Genomic DNA, 15,626 nt, shown 5'->3' with positions numbered 1-15,626 from the left:
CCTAGTTTTGCGCAGGGTCGTCACGCCTGCGCCCATGTGGTATTAGTCCTTCATTGTGCCCACAAAGTCAAGCACAGCTTGTGCATGGCCCGGTACCTTTACACCGCGCCACTCCTGGGTCAAAACACCTTTCTTGTTGATAACAAAGGTACTTCTTTCCACACCGCGCACCTGTTTGCCGTACATGTTTTTCATTTTCATGACGTCAAACAAGTTGCACAGTGTTTCGTCCGGGTCCGAGATCAGCTCAAACGGAAATTCCATCTTGGCCTTGAAATTTTCGTGGCTTTTCAGGGAGTCGCGAGACACGCCCACGATGTCGCAACCCACCGCTGCAAACTGTGCGTACAAGTCGCGGAAGTTTTCACCTTCCGTGGTGCAGCCTGGGGTGTTGTCTTTTGGGTAAAAGTAAAGAACCAGCGATTTGCCTTTGAGGGCAGACAGCTTGAATTCACCGCCCGTGCTGGCGGCTGTGAAGTCGGGTACTTTGCTGTTGAGTTCAATCGACACGTCAAAACTCCTGGTTGTCGTGAACGCTTGTTTGATCAAGCGGGTTGGTTTAAAAGACCGACCCAGTATAACCACAGGTGTTGCGGTGTCGACCGTGACCGGCGCGGCCAGGGCATGAAAAATCAGCTTCTGGCCAGCAATGCCACGCCCACTAGAATAATACCGATGGCCAGCCATCGTTGAAGGCTGACAACCTCACCCAGGTAATACTGTGCTGCCAGCGCATTGACCACATAACCAATGGCCAGCATGGGGTAGGCCAATGTGACGTCCACACGCGACAAGGCCATGAGCCACACCAGCAGTGAAACACCGTAGCACAGCAGTCCGAGCATCATGGGCCATTGAAAAAACAGCGCTGACAGGGCCGATAAACTGACGGCGCTGCTCACCTCGATCACCCCCACTTTATTGGTAGCCATTTTCAATAGAAACTGGGCAATTGCATTGAGCAAAACGCCTGTGAGTACCAAGCCAAAGGCATAGACGGTCATGAATGGCCTTACAAGAGAAGGGCAGCGACGACCTGGCGGCCTTCGCCGACCAGAATATTGTAGGTGCGGGCAGCGGCTTGGCTGTCCATGAATTCGACCGGGCACCGTTTGTTCAAGAAGTGGCGACGAACCTCAATGGGTGGAAACACCTGCTTTGGGCCTGTACCCAGCAGCAACACTTCCATGCTGGCTGGACATTGGCTCAATAACCATTGCGCATCGTCGAGGTTAATGGGCTCCGCACCAGGTTTGGGCCAAGCCAGCGGTGCCCGGTCCACACCAAACACCACGCTGTGCTGGTATTGCACCCCACTGATGACGACACCCTGTTCGTCGTACGCCTGAACCACCAGTGCGGCACCCAAGGCTTCTGGTTGAAATTTCATTCGAAAGATGCTCCGGGAATAGGCCCAGCCTTGTCGCAGCGGGCCTTAAACGGTTAAATTATAAGACTTTGCTTCTCGCAATAGTGCGGGCTGCAAAGCCTTTCACCACCCAATCACTGAAATAACAGGTCAACATGAAACCCATCCTCAAATCGGCCAAGCTGGCGAACGTGTGCTACGACATCCGCGGTCCGGTGATGCAGCGAGCGCGCCAGCTGGAAGAGGAGGGGCATCGCATTCTGAAGCTGAACATCGGAAACCTCGCCCCATTTGGTTTTGAAGCCCCAGATGAAGTGCGTCAGGATGTGATTCTGAACCTGGGAGCAGCCAGTGGTTACAGTGACAGCAAAGGGCTGTTTGCCGCTCGCAAAGCCATCATGCACTACTGCCAGCAGAAGAATATCAAAGGGGTGACGCTGGATGACATCATTGTGGGCAACGGCGTGTCTGAACTCATTGTGATGAGCATGCAAGGTTTGCTCAACAACGGAGACGAGGTCTTGTTGCCAGCCCCCGATTACCCTTTGTGGACGGCCGCGGTCAGCCTGGCCGGCGGAACGCCGCGCCATTACCTGTGCGATGAGCAGTCTGACTGGTATCCGGACTTGAACCACCTGCGCGCCCAAATTACAGAAAAGACCAAGGCATTGGTCATCATCAACCCCAACAATCCGACGGGTGCCCTGTATCCGGAAAGCTTGTTGAAGGAAATGATTGAGATTGCGCGCAAGCACCAGCTTATTGTTTTTGCTGATGAAATTTACGACAAGATGCTGTACGACGGTGCGGAACACACGTCGATCGCATCGTTGGCCGACGATGTGCTGTTCATCACCATGAACGGACTGTCCAAGAACTACCGTGCCTGTGGTTACCGGGCCGGCTGGATGGTGATCTCGGGTGACAAGCGTCACGCCATGGACTACATCGATGGTTTGAACATCATGGCTTCCATGCGCTTGTGTGCCAACGTGCCCGGTCAATATGCCATTCAAACCTCGCTGGGCGGCTACCAAAGTGTGAATGACCTTGTTGGCCCCGGCGGGCGACTGGCCCGTCAACGCGATTTGGCTTATGACCTCATCACCGCCATTCCAGGCGTGAGCTGTGTCAAGCCCAAAGCGGCCCTTTACCTGTTTCCAAAGCTGGACCCCAAGGTGTACCCCATCCAGAACGACCAGCGCTTCGTGCTGGAATTGCTGGAGGCGGAAAAAGTGCTGGTGGTGCAGGGCACTGGTTTTAATTGGCCCACGCCCGATCATTTCCGGGTGGTTTTCCTGCCCAACACCGACGACCTGACCGACGCAATGGGTAGAATTGCACGTTTCCTGGACAGTTACCGTAAAAAACACGCTGGTTGAACACTATGACAACACCTCTCCGAGTGGCCCTGGTTGGCCTGGGCACTGTGGGCTCAGGCACTTTCAATGTGCTGAACATGAACGCCGACGAAATTACGCGTCGCGTGGGTTTTCCCATTGAAATCAAGGCCATTGCCGACCTGAATGTGGACAAGGCCCGCGAACTGGCTGGGCCGGGTGTGGAGGTGTCCAATGATGCGTTCGCTCTGGTCAGCCGCCCCGACATTGATGTGGTGGTGGAGCTGATTGGTGGCTACACCATCGCCAAAAAAGTGGTGCTGGCGGCCATTGAAGCAGGCAAGCATGTGGTTACGGCCAACAAGGCATTGTTGGCCGTGCATGGTGATGAAATTTTTGCAGCTGCCGAGAAAGCCCGAGTCATGGTGGCTTTTGAAGCTGCGGTGGCCGGCGGCATCCCGGTGATCAAAGCCATTAAGGAAGGTTTGGCGGCCAACCAGATCGAATATGTGGCTGGCATCATCAATGGCACCTGCAACTTTATCCTGTCGGAAATGCGGGACAAAGGCTTGCCCTTTGCCGACGTGCTCGCTCAGGCTCAGGCGCTGGGTTACGCCGAGGCCGACCCCACCTTCGACATTGAAGGCATCGATGCGGCCCACAAAATCACCTTGCTCTCCAGCCTGGCCTTTGGTGTGCCGGTCAACTTTGGTAAGGCCTATGTGGAAGGCATTACCAAACTGACCAAGGAAGACATTGAATTTGCGGAGCAATTGGGCTACCGCGTGAAGCTTTTGGGGATCAGCAAACGCACCGCCGCGGGTGTGGAACTGCGCGTGCATCCCACGCTGATCCCCACCCGACGCTTGATTGCCAACGTGGAAGGCGTGATGAACGCCGTGTTGGTGAAAAGCAATGCGGTGGGTCCCACCCTGTTTTACGGGCCGGGTGCCGGTAGCCTGCCCACAGCCTCGGCCGTGGTGGCAGACTTGATCGAAATCGCCCGTTTAAAAGACGCACCGTTGGACAGCCGTACACCGGTGCTGGCCTTCCAGAAAGATCGGATTGCCCAGTCCGACGTGCTGTCCATGGACAAGGTGGAAACCGCGTTTTACATGCGCCTGAAGGTGGATGACAAGCCGGGCGTGTTGGCCGAACTCACCCAAATTTTGGCCAAGGGACACATCTCGATTGAAGCCATGATTCAGCGTCAGGCCAATGATGAAAGCAACACCGCCGAAATCGTGCTGCTGACCCACCGTTGTATTGAAGGCGATGTGAACAAGGCCATTGCCGCCATTGAGGCCTTGCCGACTGTTCACGGCTCGGTGGCCCGAATTCGTGTAGAGGATTTGAGCTGAAATGAAATACTTCAGCAGCCGTGGGGGCATGCAACCCCAGTCATTTTCTGAAATTTTGCTGGAAGGCCTGGCGCCCGATGGGGGTCTGGCTGTACCCGATCACTATCCGCAAGTCAGTCTCGCCACATTGGAAAGCTGGAAAAACCTCCGCTATGGCGAGTTGGCCTTTGAGGTATTGAAGCACTACGCCACCGATATTCCGCAAGCCGATCTGACAGCGCTGACGACCAAAACCTACACCGAGGCGGTGTATGGCACAGAGGCGATCACACCGGTGCGCGACTTGTTTGATGGCATGAAGGTGCTGGAATTGTCCAACGGCCCAACCTTGGCATTCAAGGACATGGCCATGCAGTTGCTGGGCAACCTGTTTGAATACCAGTTGGCGCGCGTGGGTCAAGAGTTGAATATTTTGGGCGCAACCAGTGGCGACACCGGCTCGGCGGCCGAATACGCCATGCGTGGCAAGAAGGGTGTGCGGGTATTCATGTTAAGCCCCGCTGGAAAAATGAGTGCCTTCCAGCGTGCGCAAATGTACAGCCTTCAGGACCCCAATATTTTCAACATTGCGGTCGAAGGCCTGTTCGATGACTGTCAGGACATTGTGAAGGCCGTGTCGGAAGACTTGCCTTTCAAGAGTCGTCAAAAAATCGGTACTGTGAATTCCATCAACTGGGGCCGCATTTCCGCCCAGGTGGTGTATTACTTCAACGCCTATTTGCGGGTGGCTGCCAAGGTCGGTGACCCGGTGTCGTTCGCTGTGCCTTCTGGCAATTTCGGCAACGTGCTGGCGGGGCACATTGCCCGCATGATGGGCTTGCCCATTCGCAAGCTGGTGGTGGCCACCAACGAAAACAATGTGTTGGATGAGTTCTTCAAGACGGGTGTTTACCGGCCCCGAACCTCGAAGGAAACGCACATTACCTCCAGTCCATCCATGGACATATCCAAGGCTTCCAATTTTGAGCGATTTGTATACGACTTGATGGGCCGTGACCCCAAGGCTTTAAAAGCGTTGTGGGATCAATTGGCCAAGGACGGCAAGTTTGATTTGTCCGCAGACCCACGGTTCAAAGAGGTGGAAGCCAAGTACGGTTTTGTGTCGGGTTGCTCCACCCATGCAGACCGTTTGAACACCATTCGTGAGGTTTACCAGCGCACCGGTACTTTGATTGATACGCACACTGCCGATGCAGTCAAAGTGGCCAAGCCCTATGTTGAAGTGGGTGTGCCCATGGTGGTGTTGGAGACTGCCCTGGCCGTGAAATTTGCGGAAACCATCGAGGAAGCGACTGGGCAGGTTCCGCCTGTACCCAAGGCTTTTGAGGGCATCGAGAAACTGCCCCAGCGCGTGGTCAACATGCCGATTTCAGTGGATGCTGTGAAGCAGTTCATTGCCACACACACCCATCTGTAAGCATTTTCTGCATATCGCTTTCAAACGATTGATAGGATTTCCCTAACTTGCGGGTGATGCCGCATTGGTGAACAATAAGGCCATTGTGAACCCATTGATTTCCCAATCGTTTTGAGCAGCATCCCCATTACCCTGGACGGCATCGATTCGACCAGCGCCCACAGTAGCACCCTGGCCCCCAGAAAGGGCCTGTCAGCGCTGGCGGTGGACGATGAGCCCGGCATGCGGCACTTCCTTGAAAAAGCACTGGAAACCCGGTTTGCCCGAGTGGACACAGCTGGCTCGGTGGAAATGGCCAAGGCCCTGTTTGATCAGAATGATTACAGCACCATCGTGTTGGACGTGAGCTTGCCGGGCCGAAGCGGCCTGGACTGGCTCAACGAGTTGCGTTTGGGGGGGTATGAGGGTGATGTCATTCTCATCACGGGCTATGCCGACATGGACACCGCCATCGGCGCGCTTCGGGCAGGCGCGCAAGACTTTCTTCAAAAACCCTTCCGTATCGATCAGTTGTGGTACGCACTGGACCGGGCGGCTGACCAAAACCGGTTGAAGCGTGAAAACTTTGTGCTAAAACGTGCGGTCTCCAGCCTTCAGCAAAATGACCAGGTCATGGTGGGCGAAAGCCCCATGATTCGGCAGTTAAGAAAGCTCGTGGCCAAAGTGGCCCCCACCGATTCTACGGTGTTGCTGACCGGTGAGTCCGGTTCTGGCAAAGAGGTATTGGCCCGAACCTTGCACAGCATGAGCCGACGCAGTGACCGACCTTTTGTGCCGGTGAATTGTGGTGCCATTTCGCCAGAGTTGATCGAGAGTGAGTTGTTCGGTCACGTGAAAGGGTCGTTCACCGGCGCCACAGATGCCCATCAAGGCCTGTTCTACTACGCCCAAGGTGGAACCTTGTTTCTGGATGAAATCGGCGAACTGCCGCTCAGCATGCAAACCAAGTTGTTGCGCGTGCTGGAGGATCGCCGTATTCGCCCTGTGGGCAGCAATCGAGAAGTGGATGTGGATGTGCGGATTGTGGCGGCCACCAACGTCAATCTGGACATTGAGGTGAAACGGGGAAGGTTCCGCCAAGACCTCTATTATCGACTGCAAGTGCTACCGATTGAGATGCCGCCCCTGCGGACCCGTCCTGAAGATGTCGGACTGCTCGCGAACTATTTCATTCAGATTTTTTCCAGAAAGTTGCGCATTGAGGCTTTGGCCATTAGCGCAGATTTAATGGCGCGCATGCAAGCCTATGAATGGCCAGGCAATGTCCGTGAACTTCGGAATTTCATTGAACGGTCGTTGATTTTGGGTTACTTCCCCAAAGAGGACTTGCCCCTGAACTTGAACATGGATGATGCCCCGGAGCCCAGCGACCTGTTGGCAGCCAATGAGTCGCTGGAGCAAGTTGAGAAAGCGCACATCCTTAAGGTATTGAGTGCCTGCCAGGGCAACAAGTCCGAGGCTGCGCGCCGACTGGGTGTGTCTCGCAAAACGCTTGAACGCAAGTGCATGGCCTGGAGTCAAGAATAGAAACCCGCCCAAGCCCAGCCCGGGGCCACTTTTGGCCAAGCCATTGGACGGTCAAAACCAAGCTTCTGGTGACCGCCGGCATACCGCTTCTGGTGTTGATCCCTGTGGTGGCCATGTTGGTTTGGTCAGCCGGACAGGCGGCTTACAACAAAATCCTCATTTCCAAAGTGCGCAGTGATCTGGTGTTGGCTGAAAAAGAGTTTGTGGACTTGCAGGACACCAAGCTGTTGGCGCTGAAAGCCTGGGCCGACAGCGCCTACGTGCGAAATGTGCTGCAAAAAAATGCAGGCAAACTTGATGATGCAGATCTGGACGGGCTTCGCAAACAGCAGGAATTCTCCTATGTTCGCTTTATTGCATTGAACGGCGAAGTGTCGGCTTCGTCACCATCACAAGCTGTCTACACCGTCGACCCCATCACCTTGAAAGAAATACGACGCCGGGATTCCAGTCGTCAGGTTGTTCTGATGAGTGAGGACGAGATGCACCGTATTTCGCCCGAATTGGCGAAACTGGCCGCGCAGCCGGTGGTGGACACGCCCAATGCCAGACCGTCCGACAAAACTGTGGAGCATCGGGGCTTGGTGCTGCAGTTTCACCATCCGCAGTATATGGACGGACGACTAACCGGCTACATTGAGGCTGGCATCCTGGTCAATAAAAACCTGTCCATGGTGGACAATCTGAACAACCTGATCTATTCGCCAGACACCTTGCTTGAGGGGTCGTTTGGAACAGCCACCATTTTTCTGGAGGATGTGCGGGTTGCCACCACCGTGCGCCGGTCTGACCAAACCCGCGCCTTGGGAACCCGGGTGTCTGAGGAGGTTCGTGAAACCGTACTGGGGCGCGGTCAGGTGTGGCTCGAGCGGGCTTTTGTGGTGAACGATTGGTACTTGGCCGCTTACGCACCGCTGGTCAGCCCCGACGGGTCAAGGATTGGCATGTTGTATGTGGGCTTTCTGGAAGCACCCTATGCGGCCATTCGAAAGCAGCTGGCCGTGTTGTTTTTTCTGGCGGTGTTGTCTGCCATGGGTGTTGGCAGCGTGATGGTTGCCCGTTTGGTGTCGGGTATTTTTTACCCGTTGCGCCGCATGAACTACATCATGAGCCGCCAAGAGCAGGGGGACACCCAAGCGCGTGTGGGTGACTTGAAGCGGGCTGACGAATTTGCTGACCTTGCTGAACACTTCGATGCTTTGCTGGACCAGCTGGAGCAACGACGGCGCGAATTGGAGATCCTCAATGCCGATCTGGATGCGCGGGTCAATGAGCGGACAGCCGATCTGCATGCCGCCAACCAGAAACTGCACCAAGCGGTGGAGCAGTTATTGGCCGCTGAAAAATTGGCGGTGATGGGACAATTGACCGCTGGGATTGCGCATGAATTCAACAATCCACTGGCCATCATGATGGGGCACCTGGACTTGCTGCGCATGTCGGCCACGCCGCAGGATACCCAGAAAACCCTGCGCATGCTCGATGAGCAAATTCAGCGCATGCGGCAGATTGTGCAGAAATTGCTTCAGTTCTGTCGGCCCGATGAGTTCGCGTCTTATACAGCAAGTCTGGATGTGCGTGAGGTTATACAGGACAGCCTTCTGTTTGCCAAATCGGAGCTGAGCAACGCCGGTGCGCAGGTCAATTTGGACTTTCAGGCCTCGCGTTGGGTACAAATCAGCAAAACTGAATTGCAGCAGATCATGGTGAATCTTCTCATCAATGCGGCCCATGCAGTGGAAACTGTGAATGTTGAATCGGCCGATGTGGGCGAGCGCATCATCGATATTCAGACGCGCGATCATGATTGGGGCGATGGGTCTGAAGGCATCGTGGTGTCTGTGAGCAACAATGGACAGGCCATTGAGCCTGAGCGCCTACCACTGATTTTTCAGATGTTTTACACCACAAAGCTGGCTGGCCGTGGCAGCGGTATTGGTTTGCCAGTGTCACGCATGCTGGTCCAACGGTATGGGGGCGATTTGCTGGCCACAAGCCCAGCCTGGCCTGCCGATGCACCGCACTGTGGCGCCCGATTTGACGTGTTGATTCGTTGTCACGCCCGTCCGACAGCAGATATTCTCAAGGAGTCTGGGCAGCAACGGGCACTGTTGATTGAAAGACAGTTTTATTGAAGGATGCAGACGTGCCCAAGGTATTTGGATTTGCCGGTTTTTCCGGTGTTGGCAAAACAACATTGATTGAACAACTGATTCCGCTGATCACCCGGGAGGGCGTGAGAACATCGGTGATCAAGCATGCTCATCATGATTTCGACATTGATCGACCGGGTAAAGATTCCTATCGCCATCGAGAGGCGGGTGCGTATGAAGTGCTCATCACGGCGGACCGCCGCTGGGTGCTGATGCATGAATTGCGTGATGAACCAGAGCCCACACTGGAGGAACAGCTGACTCGACTGTCGCCCTGTGATTTGGTGATTGTGGAAGGTTTCAAGCGTTCCTTGATTCCCAAAATTGAGGTGTACCGCGCTGCAAACGGCAAACCGCTGTTGTATCCTCAAGACCCCAATATCATTGCAGTGGCATCGGACGAAGCCATGGACTGCAAGGGGCTGCCCGTCTTGCCCCTGAATGATCCACCCGCCATTGCACAATTCATTCTCGCCCGCATTGTGGGTAAAACGCATGATTGAACTGGATGATCTCCTGATGCAGCTGTGGCCTCAGGCCCAGCAATACAAACCCGCCATTGAAACACTGCCTTTGCAGCAGGTGTACGGTCGCGTTTTGGCTGACTCACAGCACTCAGCCATTCAAGTGCCTCAACATGACAACTCCGGCATGGACGGATACGCCGTGCGATGCGCCGATTTCCTTCAGGGCATGGTGTTTCCGGTATCCCAACGCATTCCCGCAGGCAAAACACCCCAGCCTTTGGAGCCTGGCACTGTGGCGCGAATCTTTACAGGTGCGCCCATTCCGCCCGGTGCAGATGCCATTGTGATGCAAGAAGACACTGTATTGCTGGACGACGGCCGAGTGCACTTCAACCACCTGCCCAAGCTTAACGCGTGGATACGTCGGGCTGGTGAAGACATTGCCCGCGGTCAGGTGGTGGTCGAAATGGGCGCCACGTTGAATGCGGTCCGAGTGGCACTGCTGGCCTCCATCGGTATTGCTGAAGTCCCGGTGTACCGCCCGCTTCGAGCCGGGGTTATGGTCACCGGTAGTGAACTGAAGAACCCGGGCTCATCGCTTGAGCCTGGACAAATATACAATTCCAACGAATTTGTGTGGTTGGGTTTGTTGAAGCAGATGGGTTGTGAAGTGCGCTCCGTTGGCATTGTTCCAGACAACTTGCGAGCCACGGTGGAGGCTTTGAAGTCGCTGTCCGATTGTGATCTGGTGATCAGTTCCGGTGGCGTGTCGGTTGGTGAAGAGGACCATGTAAAACCAGCGGTGGAACAAGTGGGCGAGCTTCAGGCTTGGAAGATTGCTATGAAGCCTGGTAAGCCCATGGCGTTTGGAAAAATTGACCGGGCTGGGCAAAGCCCTTGCTGGTTTTTCGGTTTGCCGGGCAACCCCGTGTCCAGCGCCTTGGCCTTTCAGTTGGTGGTCAAACCGTTTGTGGATCTCTTGTCGGGTCAGTCATTGCCGACAGCCGACTGGAGAAGCCGGATGGTGCAGGTCACTGCCCAGTTTGAATGGTTGCGACCTGACACTCGGCGGGACGAGTTTCTCCGGGTGCGGGTAGAATCAGGCATGGCCACACTATTTGCCAATCAAAGTTCAGGTGTACTCACATCCTTGGACCAGTCCACTGGCGTTGTCCGTTTAAAAGCTGGACAAACCGTGACCCCCGGGGATGCATTGCCTTACGTGTCTTATCAGGAATTGATGAAATGACGATTCATGTGCGTTTGTTTGCCAGCTTGCGGGAACGAACCGGTATCGACCATTTGCAAGTGAGCGAGGCTTTTGAGCCGGCGACTGTGGCTGGCTTGAAAGCTCATTTGTGTGTCATCAATCCAATGTTTGCCGAGGCATTGAAGGATGTTGGGCGTTTGCGTGCCGCGGTGAACCACGACATGGCCGAGGACGACACCATCGTGCCCCCAGCGGCGGAAGTTGCTTTTTTCCCACCCGTCACGGGAGGTTGACATGGTTAAGACCGGACAACTTCGACGCAGCCTGGTGAAAGTCCAAGAAGACGATTTTGATGTGTCCCAGTGTTTGCAGGAATTGCGCGAGGGCATTCCGCAAATTGGTGCTGTCGCTGCATTTGTTGGCACCGTTCGCGACCTCAACGAGGGCAGTTCCATTCACACCATGACGCTGGAGCACTATCCAGGCATGACTGAGAAGTCACTGGAGAACATTGTGGCCGTGGCCAACGGCCGTTTTGAAATACTCTCGGCCATGATTATTCACCGGGTTGGCCCTTTAAAACCAGAAGATCAGATTGTGCTGGCGGCTTGCACCAGTCCTCACCGTCAGCAGGCTTTTTTGGCTTGTGAATTCATCATGGATTACCTGAAAACCGAGGCCCCGTTTTGGAAGAAAGAACAAACACCCGACGGTGGGCGTTGGGTGTCGGCGCGTGACAGCGACGACTCTGCCAAAGCGCGCTGGGAATCTTAATGTTGTTCCCAAGGCAAGCCACGGAAGCGCCACCCGTTTTGAGTTGAACGTCGATGGTGCTCATTTTTGTCGCCTTCAAATCCTTCCAGAATATTGATGGCGTGGATGTAACCCTGCTCAGCTGCGGCAGCGGCTGCATGGTGTGAGCGAACGCCGCTTCTGCACAAAAACAGCACAATTTGATGCGGTTGAACACGGGCCTTCAATTCCGCAACAAAGTCTGGGTTGCGGGTGCCGTCCGGGTAAGTACTCCATTCCACATGGCAACTGCGGTCATACGACAAACTCACCTGGCCTACCCAGTCTGCCTCGGCATGGGTCCTCACATCCACCAGCACGGCTGTGTCATCGGTTTGCAGCAACTGCCAGGATTCATCCGGTGTCAGAGCGCCCAAGTAGGGCAGATCACGTTCCTGGGCGCGTTGCTTGGCGCGGTTCAGCAATTCATGAAGGGTGGTGTTCATATTGGGGGGTAGCTCGATAAAACATTGCATGATTGTATTTCAATATAATCACTAAATGCCAGCGGCAAAATGCACAATAGTGGTGCATATTGCACCAAAATAATGCGCTTTATTTTGGTGCGTCATCAGGCTCGTCAAGCCAGATCTTGATCTCCTGAATGCACCTGCTTGGCATAGTGATTGCTTTAGCTGCCACGTCGTTGAGCGAATTCAACCGGCAACTGGCGATAGCCAAGGCGGCGCATGCTATTGTTTCGCCTGTTGCAACAGAGTTCCCTCTTCAGAGCAATTTTCAGATCACTATCCACCCTCGTACCAGGAGATTTCAATGGCGACCGCCCAAGACGTAATGAAGATGGTTGCGGAAAACGAAGTCAAGTTTGTTGATTTCCGCTTCACCGACACCCGCGGCAAAGAACACCACGTGTCTGTTCCCGTTAAACAATTTGACGAGGGCAAGTTTGAACACGGCCACGCATTTGACGGTTCATCCATTGCTGGCTGGAAAGGCATTGAAGCCTCCGACATGCTGCTGGTTCCCGATGCAGAGTCCGCTCGCATGGACCCATTCCGCGAAGAGCCCACACTGATCCTGACTTGCGACGTGATTGAACCCACCGACGGCAAGGGCTACGACCGCGATCCACGTTCCATCGCTCGTCGTGCTGAGTCATACCTGAAGTCCTCTGGCCTGGGCGATACCGCCTACTTTGGTCCAGAACCTGAATTCTTCATTTTCGACTCCATCACCTGGGGCGATTCCATGCAGGGTTCCTTCGTGAAAATCAATTCCGAAGAAGCCTCCTGGTCCACCGGCATTGACTACGAACACGGCAACCTGGGCCATCGCCCAACCGTCAAGGGTGGTTACTTCCCAGTGCCCCCAGTAGACTCCTTCCAGGACATCCGTTCGGAAATGTGTCTGTTGCTGGAACAGCAAGGCGTGCCCGTTGAAGTGCACCACCACGAAGTGGCTGGCGCTGGTCAAAACGAAATCGGTACCATGTTCTCCACACTGACCAAGCGTGCTGACTGGACTCAAATCCTGAAGTACACCGTGTGGAACGTGGCCGCCAGCTATGGCAAAACAGCCACCTTCATGCCCAAGCCCATGTGGGGTGACAACGGTTCCGGCATGCACGTTCACCAGTCCGTCTGGAAAGACGGCGTGAACCTGTTTGCTGGCAACGGTTACGCAGGTCTGTCTGATTTCGCCCTGTACTACATCGGCGGTATCATCAAGCACGCCCGTGCCCTGAACGCCATTACCAACCCGTCCACCAACTCTTACAAGCGTTTGGTGCCTGGTTACGAAGCGCCTGTGAAGCTGGCCTATTCTGCCAAGAACCGTTCTGCGTCTATCCGTATTCCCCACGTGGCTAACCCCAAAGGTCGCCGCATTGAGGCCCGTTTCCCGGACCCCATGGCCAACCCCTACCTGGCATTCTCTGCCATGTTGATGGCAGGTCTGGACGGTGTTCAGAACAAGATTCACCCCGGTGAAGCCGCGACCAAGAACCTGTACGATCTGCCTCCCGAGGAAGACGCATTGGTCCCAACCGTGTGCCACAGCCTGGAACAGGCGCTGGAGTGCCTGCAGAACGACCACGAGTTCCTGACTCGCGGTGGTGTGTTCAGCAAGGAAATGATCGACGCTTACATCGCTCTGAAGATGGAAGAAGTTCAGCGTTTCCGCATGACGCCACACCCCATCGAGTTCGACCTGTACTACGCCCTGTAATCGGCGAGGTTCATCGAACCATGGTGTTCAAAAAGCCCTGCCTGGTGCAGGGCTTTTTGTTGGGGCTGTCTGATCGTGTTGGCTTGAAAATACCCCAAATGGCATCATCCTTCGCCCCGGTGAGGGAGTGACGTTTTTGGTGCTTGAATTATCATGGCTGGATTGAAGCGAACAGAATGGGGTTAAATCATGATGGGTGTTGCGAAAGTCTCTCGAAAGCCAGCATTCATGGTGTCCACGATCTTGATGGTGGTTGGCACTGTGTACGCCAAGGGCACAGAGATGTATGTGTGCACGGCCGCTGACGGGGTTCGTACCTATCAAAATTCGGACAGTGGGCAGGGTTGTGTTCCGTTGAATTTGAACCCGATCACCGTAGTGCCTGCGCCCAAGCCCGTTTCAAAGACCCCACCGGCTGTTGGGGGCTCTGCATCGCGCAAAACCGCCAGCCTGGACAGCCGAACGTCTGCCGACTTTAATGCCAAAGATGACCGGATGAAAATTTTGCAGGAAGAGTTGCGCCTGGAGGAAGGTAAGCTCAAGTCCCTGCAGGATGAATACAAAGGGGGGCAGCCCGACCGCCTTGGCAATGAAAAGAATTACCAAAAATACCTTGATCGCACATCAAGGCTGGAAAAAGACATCAAAACAACCAACGAAAACATCGACATTCTGAAAGCGGAGCTGATTCGGCTTTCTGATTGACGACCATGAGGGCGCATGAGCAAAGAGCGATTTCAAGGGCTTGACCTGCTGGCCACGGCCGTGGTGGTGATTGATCCACTCGGTGTGGTGGTGTACGCAAATTCAGGTGCAGAGTCGCTGTTGGACATGTCACGCCGCAGCCTGGACGGTCAGGCCATGCTGGGTTTGTTCACCGACAGTGTCGGTTTTCGAGATTTTCTCTCCCGTTTCAAAGCGGATCCTTTCGACATCAAGCGGCAAATTTTCGAATTGATTCGCGCCAATGGCTCCACCGAGCATGTGCACGTGACCTTGTCCCGCCCCGACACGCTGGGCGATTTCACCTTGATGGAACTGCGCGAAATTGAGCAGCAAATGAAGGTGGACCGCGAAGCCCGGATGATGGACCAGTCCATCGCCAACAAGGAATTGATCCGCAATTTGGCCCATGAAATCAAGAACCCCTTGGGCGGTATTCGTGGGGCTGCCCAGTTGCTTGAAATTGAGCTGAATTCAGCAGATTTGAAGGAATACACCCAAGTCATCATCAAAGAATCAGATCGACTGCAGACCCTGGTGGATCGCTTGCTTGCCCCGCACCGCAAGCCGCACATCGCGGTGATGATGAATATTCACGAGGTGTGTGAACGGGTGCGCTCTGTGATTTTGGCTGAGCATCCAAAAGGTTTGCGCATCATTCGCGATTACGACACCTCGATTCCTGAATTTCTCGGCGATTTTGAGCAGCTCATCCAAACGGTGCTGAACATTGTTCGAAACGCAGCGCAGGCCTTGGCACCTCAAATTTCGGAGGGCACGGCCGAAATCCGTTTGTGCACCAGAGTGGTGCGTCGTGTTACCCTAAATCGCAAGCAACACCGCTTGGCATTAGACTTGCAAGTGATCGACAACGGACCCGGTATTCCGGCGGACATTGTGGACAGGATCTTTTATCCGTTGGTGTCGGGTCGCGAAGGGGGAAGCGGTCTGGGTTTGACACTGGCGCAAACATTTGTGCAGCAACACGAGGGCACCATTGAGTGTGCCTCACAACCCGGCCGAACATTATTCAAAGTCATACTGCCATTGCAATTTGAACACGCATCAAATTGAATGGCT

Annotated in this window: 16 protein-coding genes; 12 read left to right on the top strand and 4 right to left on the bottom strand. The window is 54.6% G+C overall.

All coding sequences use genetic code 11. The features are described 5' to 3' along the window. Positions 1-42 precede the first annotated feature (42 nt). The 3 genes from NQT62_RS11995 to NQT62_RS11985 all read right to left on the bottom strand — a co-directional run bounded on the left by NQT62_RS11995 (position 43) and on the right by NQT62_RS11985 (position 1,390). Positions 43-510, bottom strand: a complete 468-nt coding sequence (locus NQT62_RS11995; RefSeq protein WP_256764958.1) for a peroxiredoxin — start codon at positions 508-510, stop codon at positions 43-45. Between the two features lie 122 nt (positions 511-632). Beyond that, positions 633-1,004, bottom strand: coding sequence for an SMR family transporter (locus NQT62_RS11990; RefSeq protein WP_256764957.1), 372 nt, complete (start codon positions 1,002-1,004; stop codon positions 633-635). A gap of 8 nt (positions 1,005-1,012) precedes the next feature. After that, positions 1,013-1,390 (bottom strand): Mth938-like domain-containing protein, encoded by a 378-nt coding sequence (locus tag NQT62_RS11985; protein ID WP_256764956.1) that lies wholly within the window; start codon positions 1,388-1,390, stop codon positions 1,013-1,015. Positions 1,391-1,524: 134 nt separating this feature from the next. On the opposite strand from NQT62_RS11985, the gene NQT62_RS11980 reads away from it, so the two are divergent. From NQT62_RS11980 to NQT62_RS11940, 9 genes are all read left to right on the top strand, one after another. Continuing rightward, positions 1,525-2,751 carry a pyridoxal phosphate-dependent aminotransferase gene (locus NQT62_RS11980; RefSeq protein ID WP_256764955.1) on the top strand — a complete coding sequence of 409 codons (1,227 nt, stop codon included), beginning with the start codon at positions 1,525-1,527 and terminating at the stop codon, positions 2,749-2,751. Positions 2,752-2,756: 5 nt separating this feature from the next. Then, positions 2,757-4,070: a homoserine dehydrogenase gene (locus NQT62_RS11975; protein WP_256764954.1), complete on the top strand. Its 1,314-nt coding sequence runs from the start codon at positions 2,757-2,759 to the stop codon at positions 4,068-4,070. 1 nt (position 4,071) lies between these two features. After that, a complete protein-coding gene (gene thrC, locus NQT62_RS11970) occupies positions 4,072-5,487 on the top strand; it encodes a threonine synthase (RefSeq protein WP_256764953.1) in 1,416 nt (471 codons plus the stop codon). A gap of 111 nt (positions 5,488-5,598) precedes the next feature. Beyond that, on the top strand, positions 5,599-7,014 hold the full coding sequence (locus NQT62_RS11965) for a sigma-54-dependent transcriptional regulator (RefSeq protein WP_256764952.1): 1,416 nt from the start codon (positions 5,599-5,601) through the stop codon (positions 7,012-7,014). A 68-nt stretch (positions 7,015-7,082) separates the two neighbouring features. After that, a complete protein-coding gene (locus NQT62_RS11960; protein ID WP_256764951.1) occupies positions 7,083-9,149 on the top strand; it encodes a sensor histidine kinase in 2,067 nt (688 codons plus the stop codon). Between the two features lie 11 nt (positions 9,150-9,160). After that, the gene (gene mobB / locus NQT62_RS11955; RefSeq protein WP_256764950.1) at positions 9,161-9,670 is read left to right on the top strand and encodes a molybdopterin-guanine dinucleotide biosynthesis protein B; all 510 of its coding nucleotides are present in this window, start codon (positions 9,161-9,163) and stop codon (positions 9,668-9,670) included. Then, on the top strand, positions 9,663-10,883 hold the full coding sequence (locus NQT62_RS11950; RefSeq protein ID WP_256764949.1) for a molybdopterin molybdotransferase MoeA: 1,221 nt from the start codon (positions 9,663-9,665) through the stop codon (positions 10,881-10,883). The genes mobB and NQT62_RS11950 overlap by 8 nt, the downstream gene beginning before the upstream one ends. After that, positions 10,880-11,137 carry a molybdopterin converting factor subunit 1 gene (gene moaD, locus NQT62_RS11945; RefSeq protein ID WP_256764948.1) on the top strand — a complete coding sequence of 86 codons (258 nt, stop codon included), beginning with the start codon at positions 10,880-10,882 and terminating at the stop codon, positions 11,135-11,137. Before NQT62_RS11950 ends, moaD begins: the two co-directional genes overlap by 4 nt. Before the next feature lies 1 nt (position 11,138). Next, positions 11,139-11,618, top strand: a complete 480-nt coding sequence (locus tag NQT62_RS11940) for a molybdenum cofactor biosynthesis protein MoaE (RefSeq protein WP_256764947.1) — start codon at positions 11,139-11,141, stop codon at positions 11,616-11,618. Here NQT62_RS11940 and NQT62_RS11935 read toward each other — a convergent pair. Continuing rightward, the gene (locus tag NQT62_RS11935; protein WP_256764946.1) at positions 11,615-12,082 is read right to left on the bottom strand and encodes a rhodanese-like domain-containing protein; all 468 of its coding nucleotides are present in this window, start codon (positions 12,080-12,082) and stop codon (positions 11,615-11,617) included. The two genes, NQT62_RS11940 and NQT62_RS11935, sit on opposite strands and share 4 nt — an antisense overlap. Positions 12,083-12,410: 328 nt before the next feature. Between NQT62_RS11935 and glnA the strand changes: the two genes are divergently transcribed. The 3 genes from glnA to glnL all read left to right on the top strand — a co-directional run bounded on the left by glnA (position 12,411) and on the right by glnL (position 15,620). Further along, complete coding sequence (gene glnA, locus NQT62_RS11930; RefSeq protein WP_256764945.1) at positions 12,411-13,823, top strand: type I glutamate--ammonia ligase; 1,413 nt, start codon at positions 12,411-12,413, stop codon at positions 13,821-13,823. 189 nt (positions 13,824-14,012) lie between these two features. Beyond that, positions 14,013-14,528, top strand: a complete 516-nt coding sequence (locus tag NQT62_RS11925; RefSeq protein WP_256764944.1) for a DUF4124 domain-containing protein — start codon at positions 14,013-14,015, stop codon at positions 14,526-14,528. A gap of 15 nt (positions 14,529-14,543) precedes the next feature. After that, a complete protein-coding gene (glnL, locus tag NQT62_RS11920; RefSeq protein WP_256764943.1) occupies positions 14,544-15,620 on the top strand; it encodes a nitrogen regulation protein NR(II) in 1,077 nt (358 codons plus the stop codon). The last annotated feature ends 6 nt before the right edge of the window (positions 15,621-15,626 follow it).

The organism is Limnobacter humi, from assembly GCF_024518835.1.
In the GTDB taxonomy this organism is placed as follows: Bacteria; Pseudomonadota; Gammaproteobacteria; order Burkholderiales; family Burkholderiaceae_B; genus Limnobacter; species Limnobacter humi.
The sequence above is the reverse complement of the archived record's forward strand: the minus strand, read 5'-3'. Positions and strand labels throughout refer to the sequence as shown.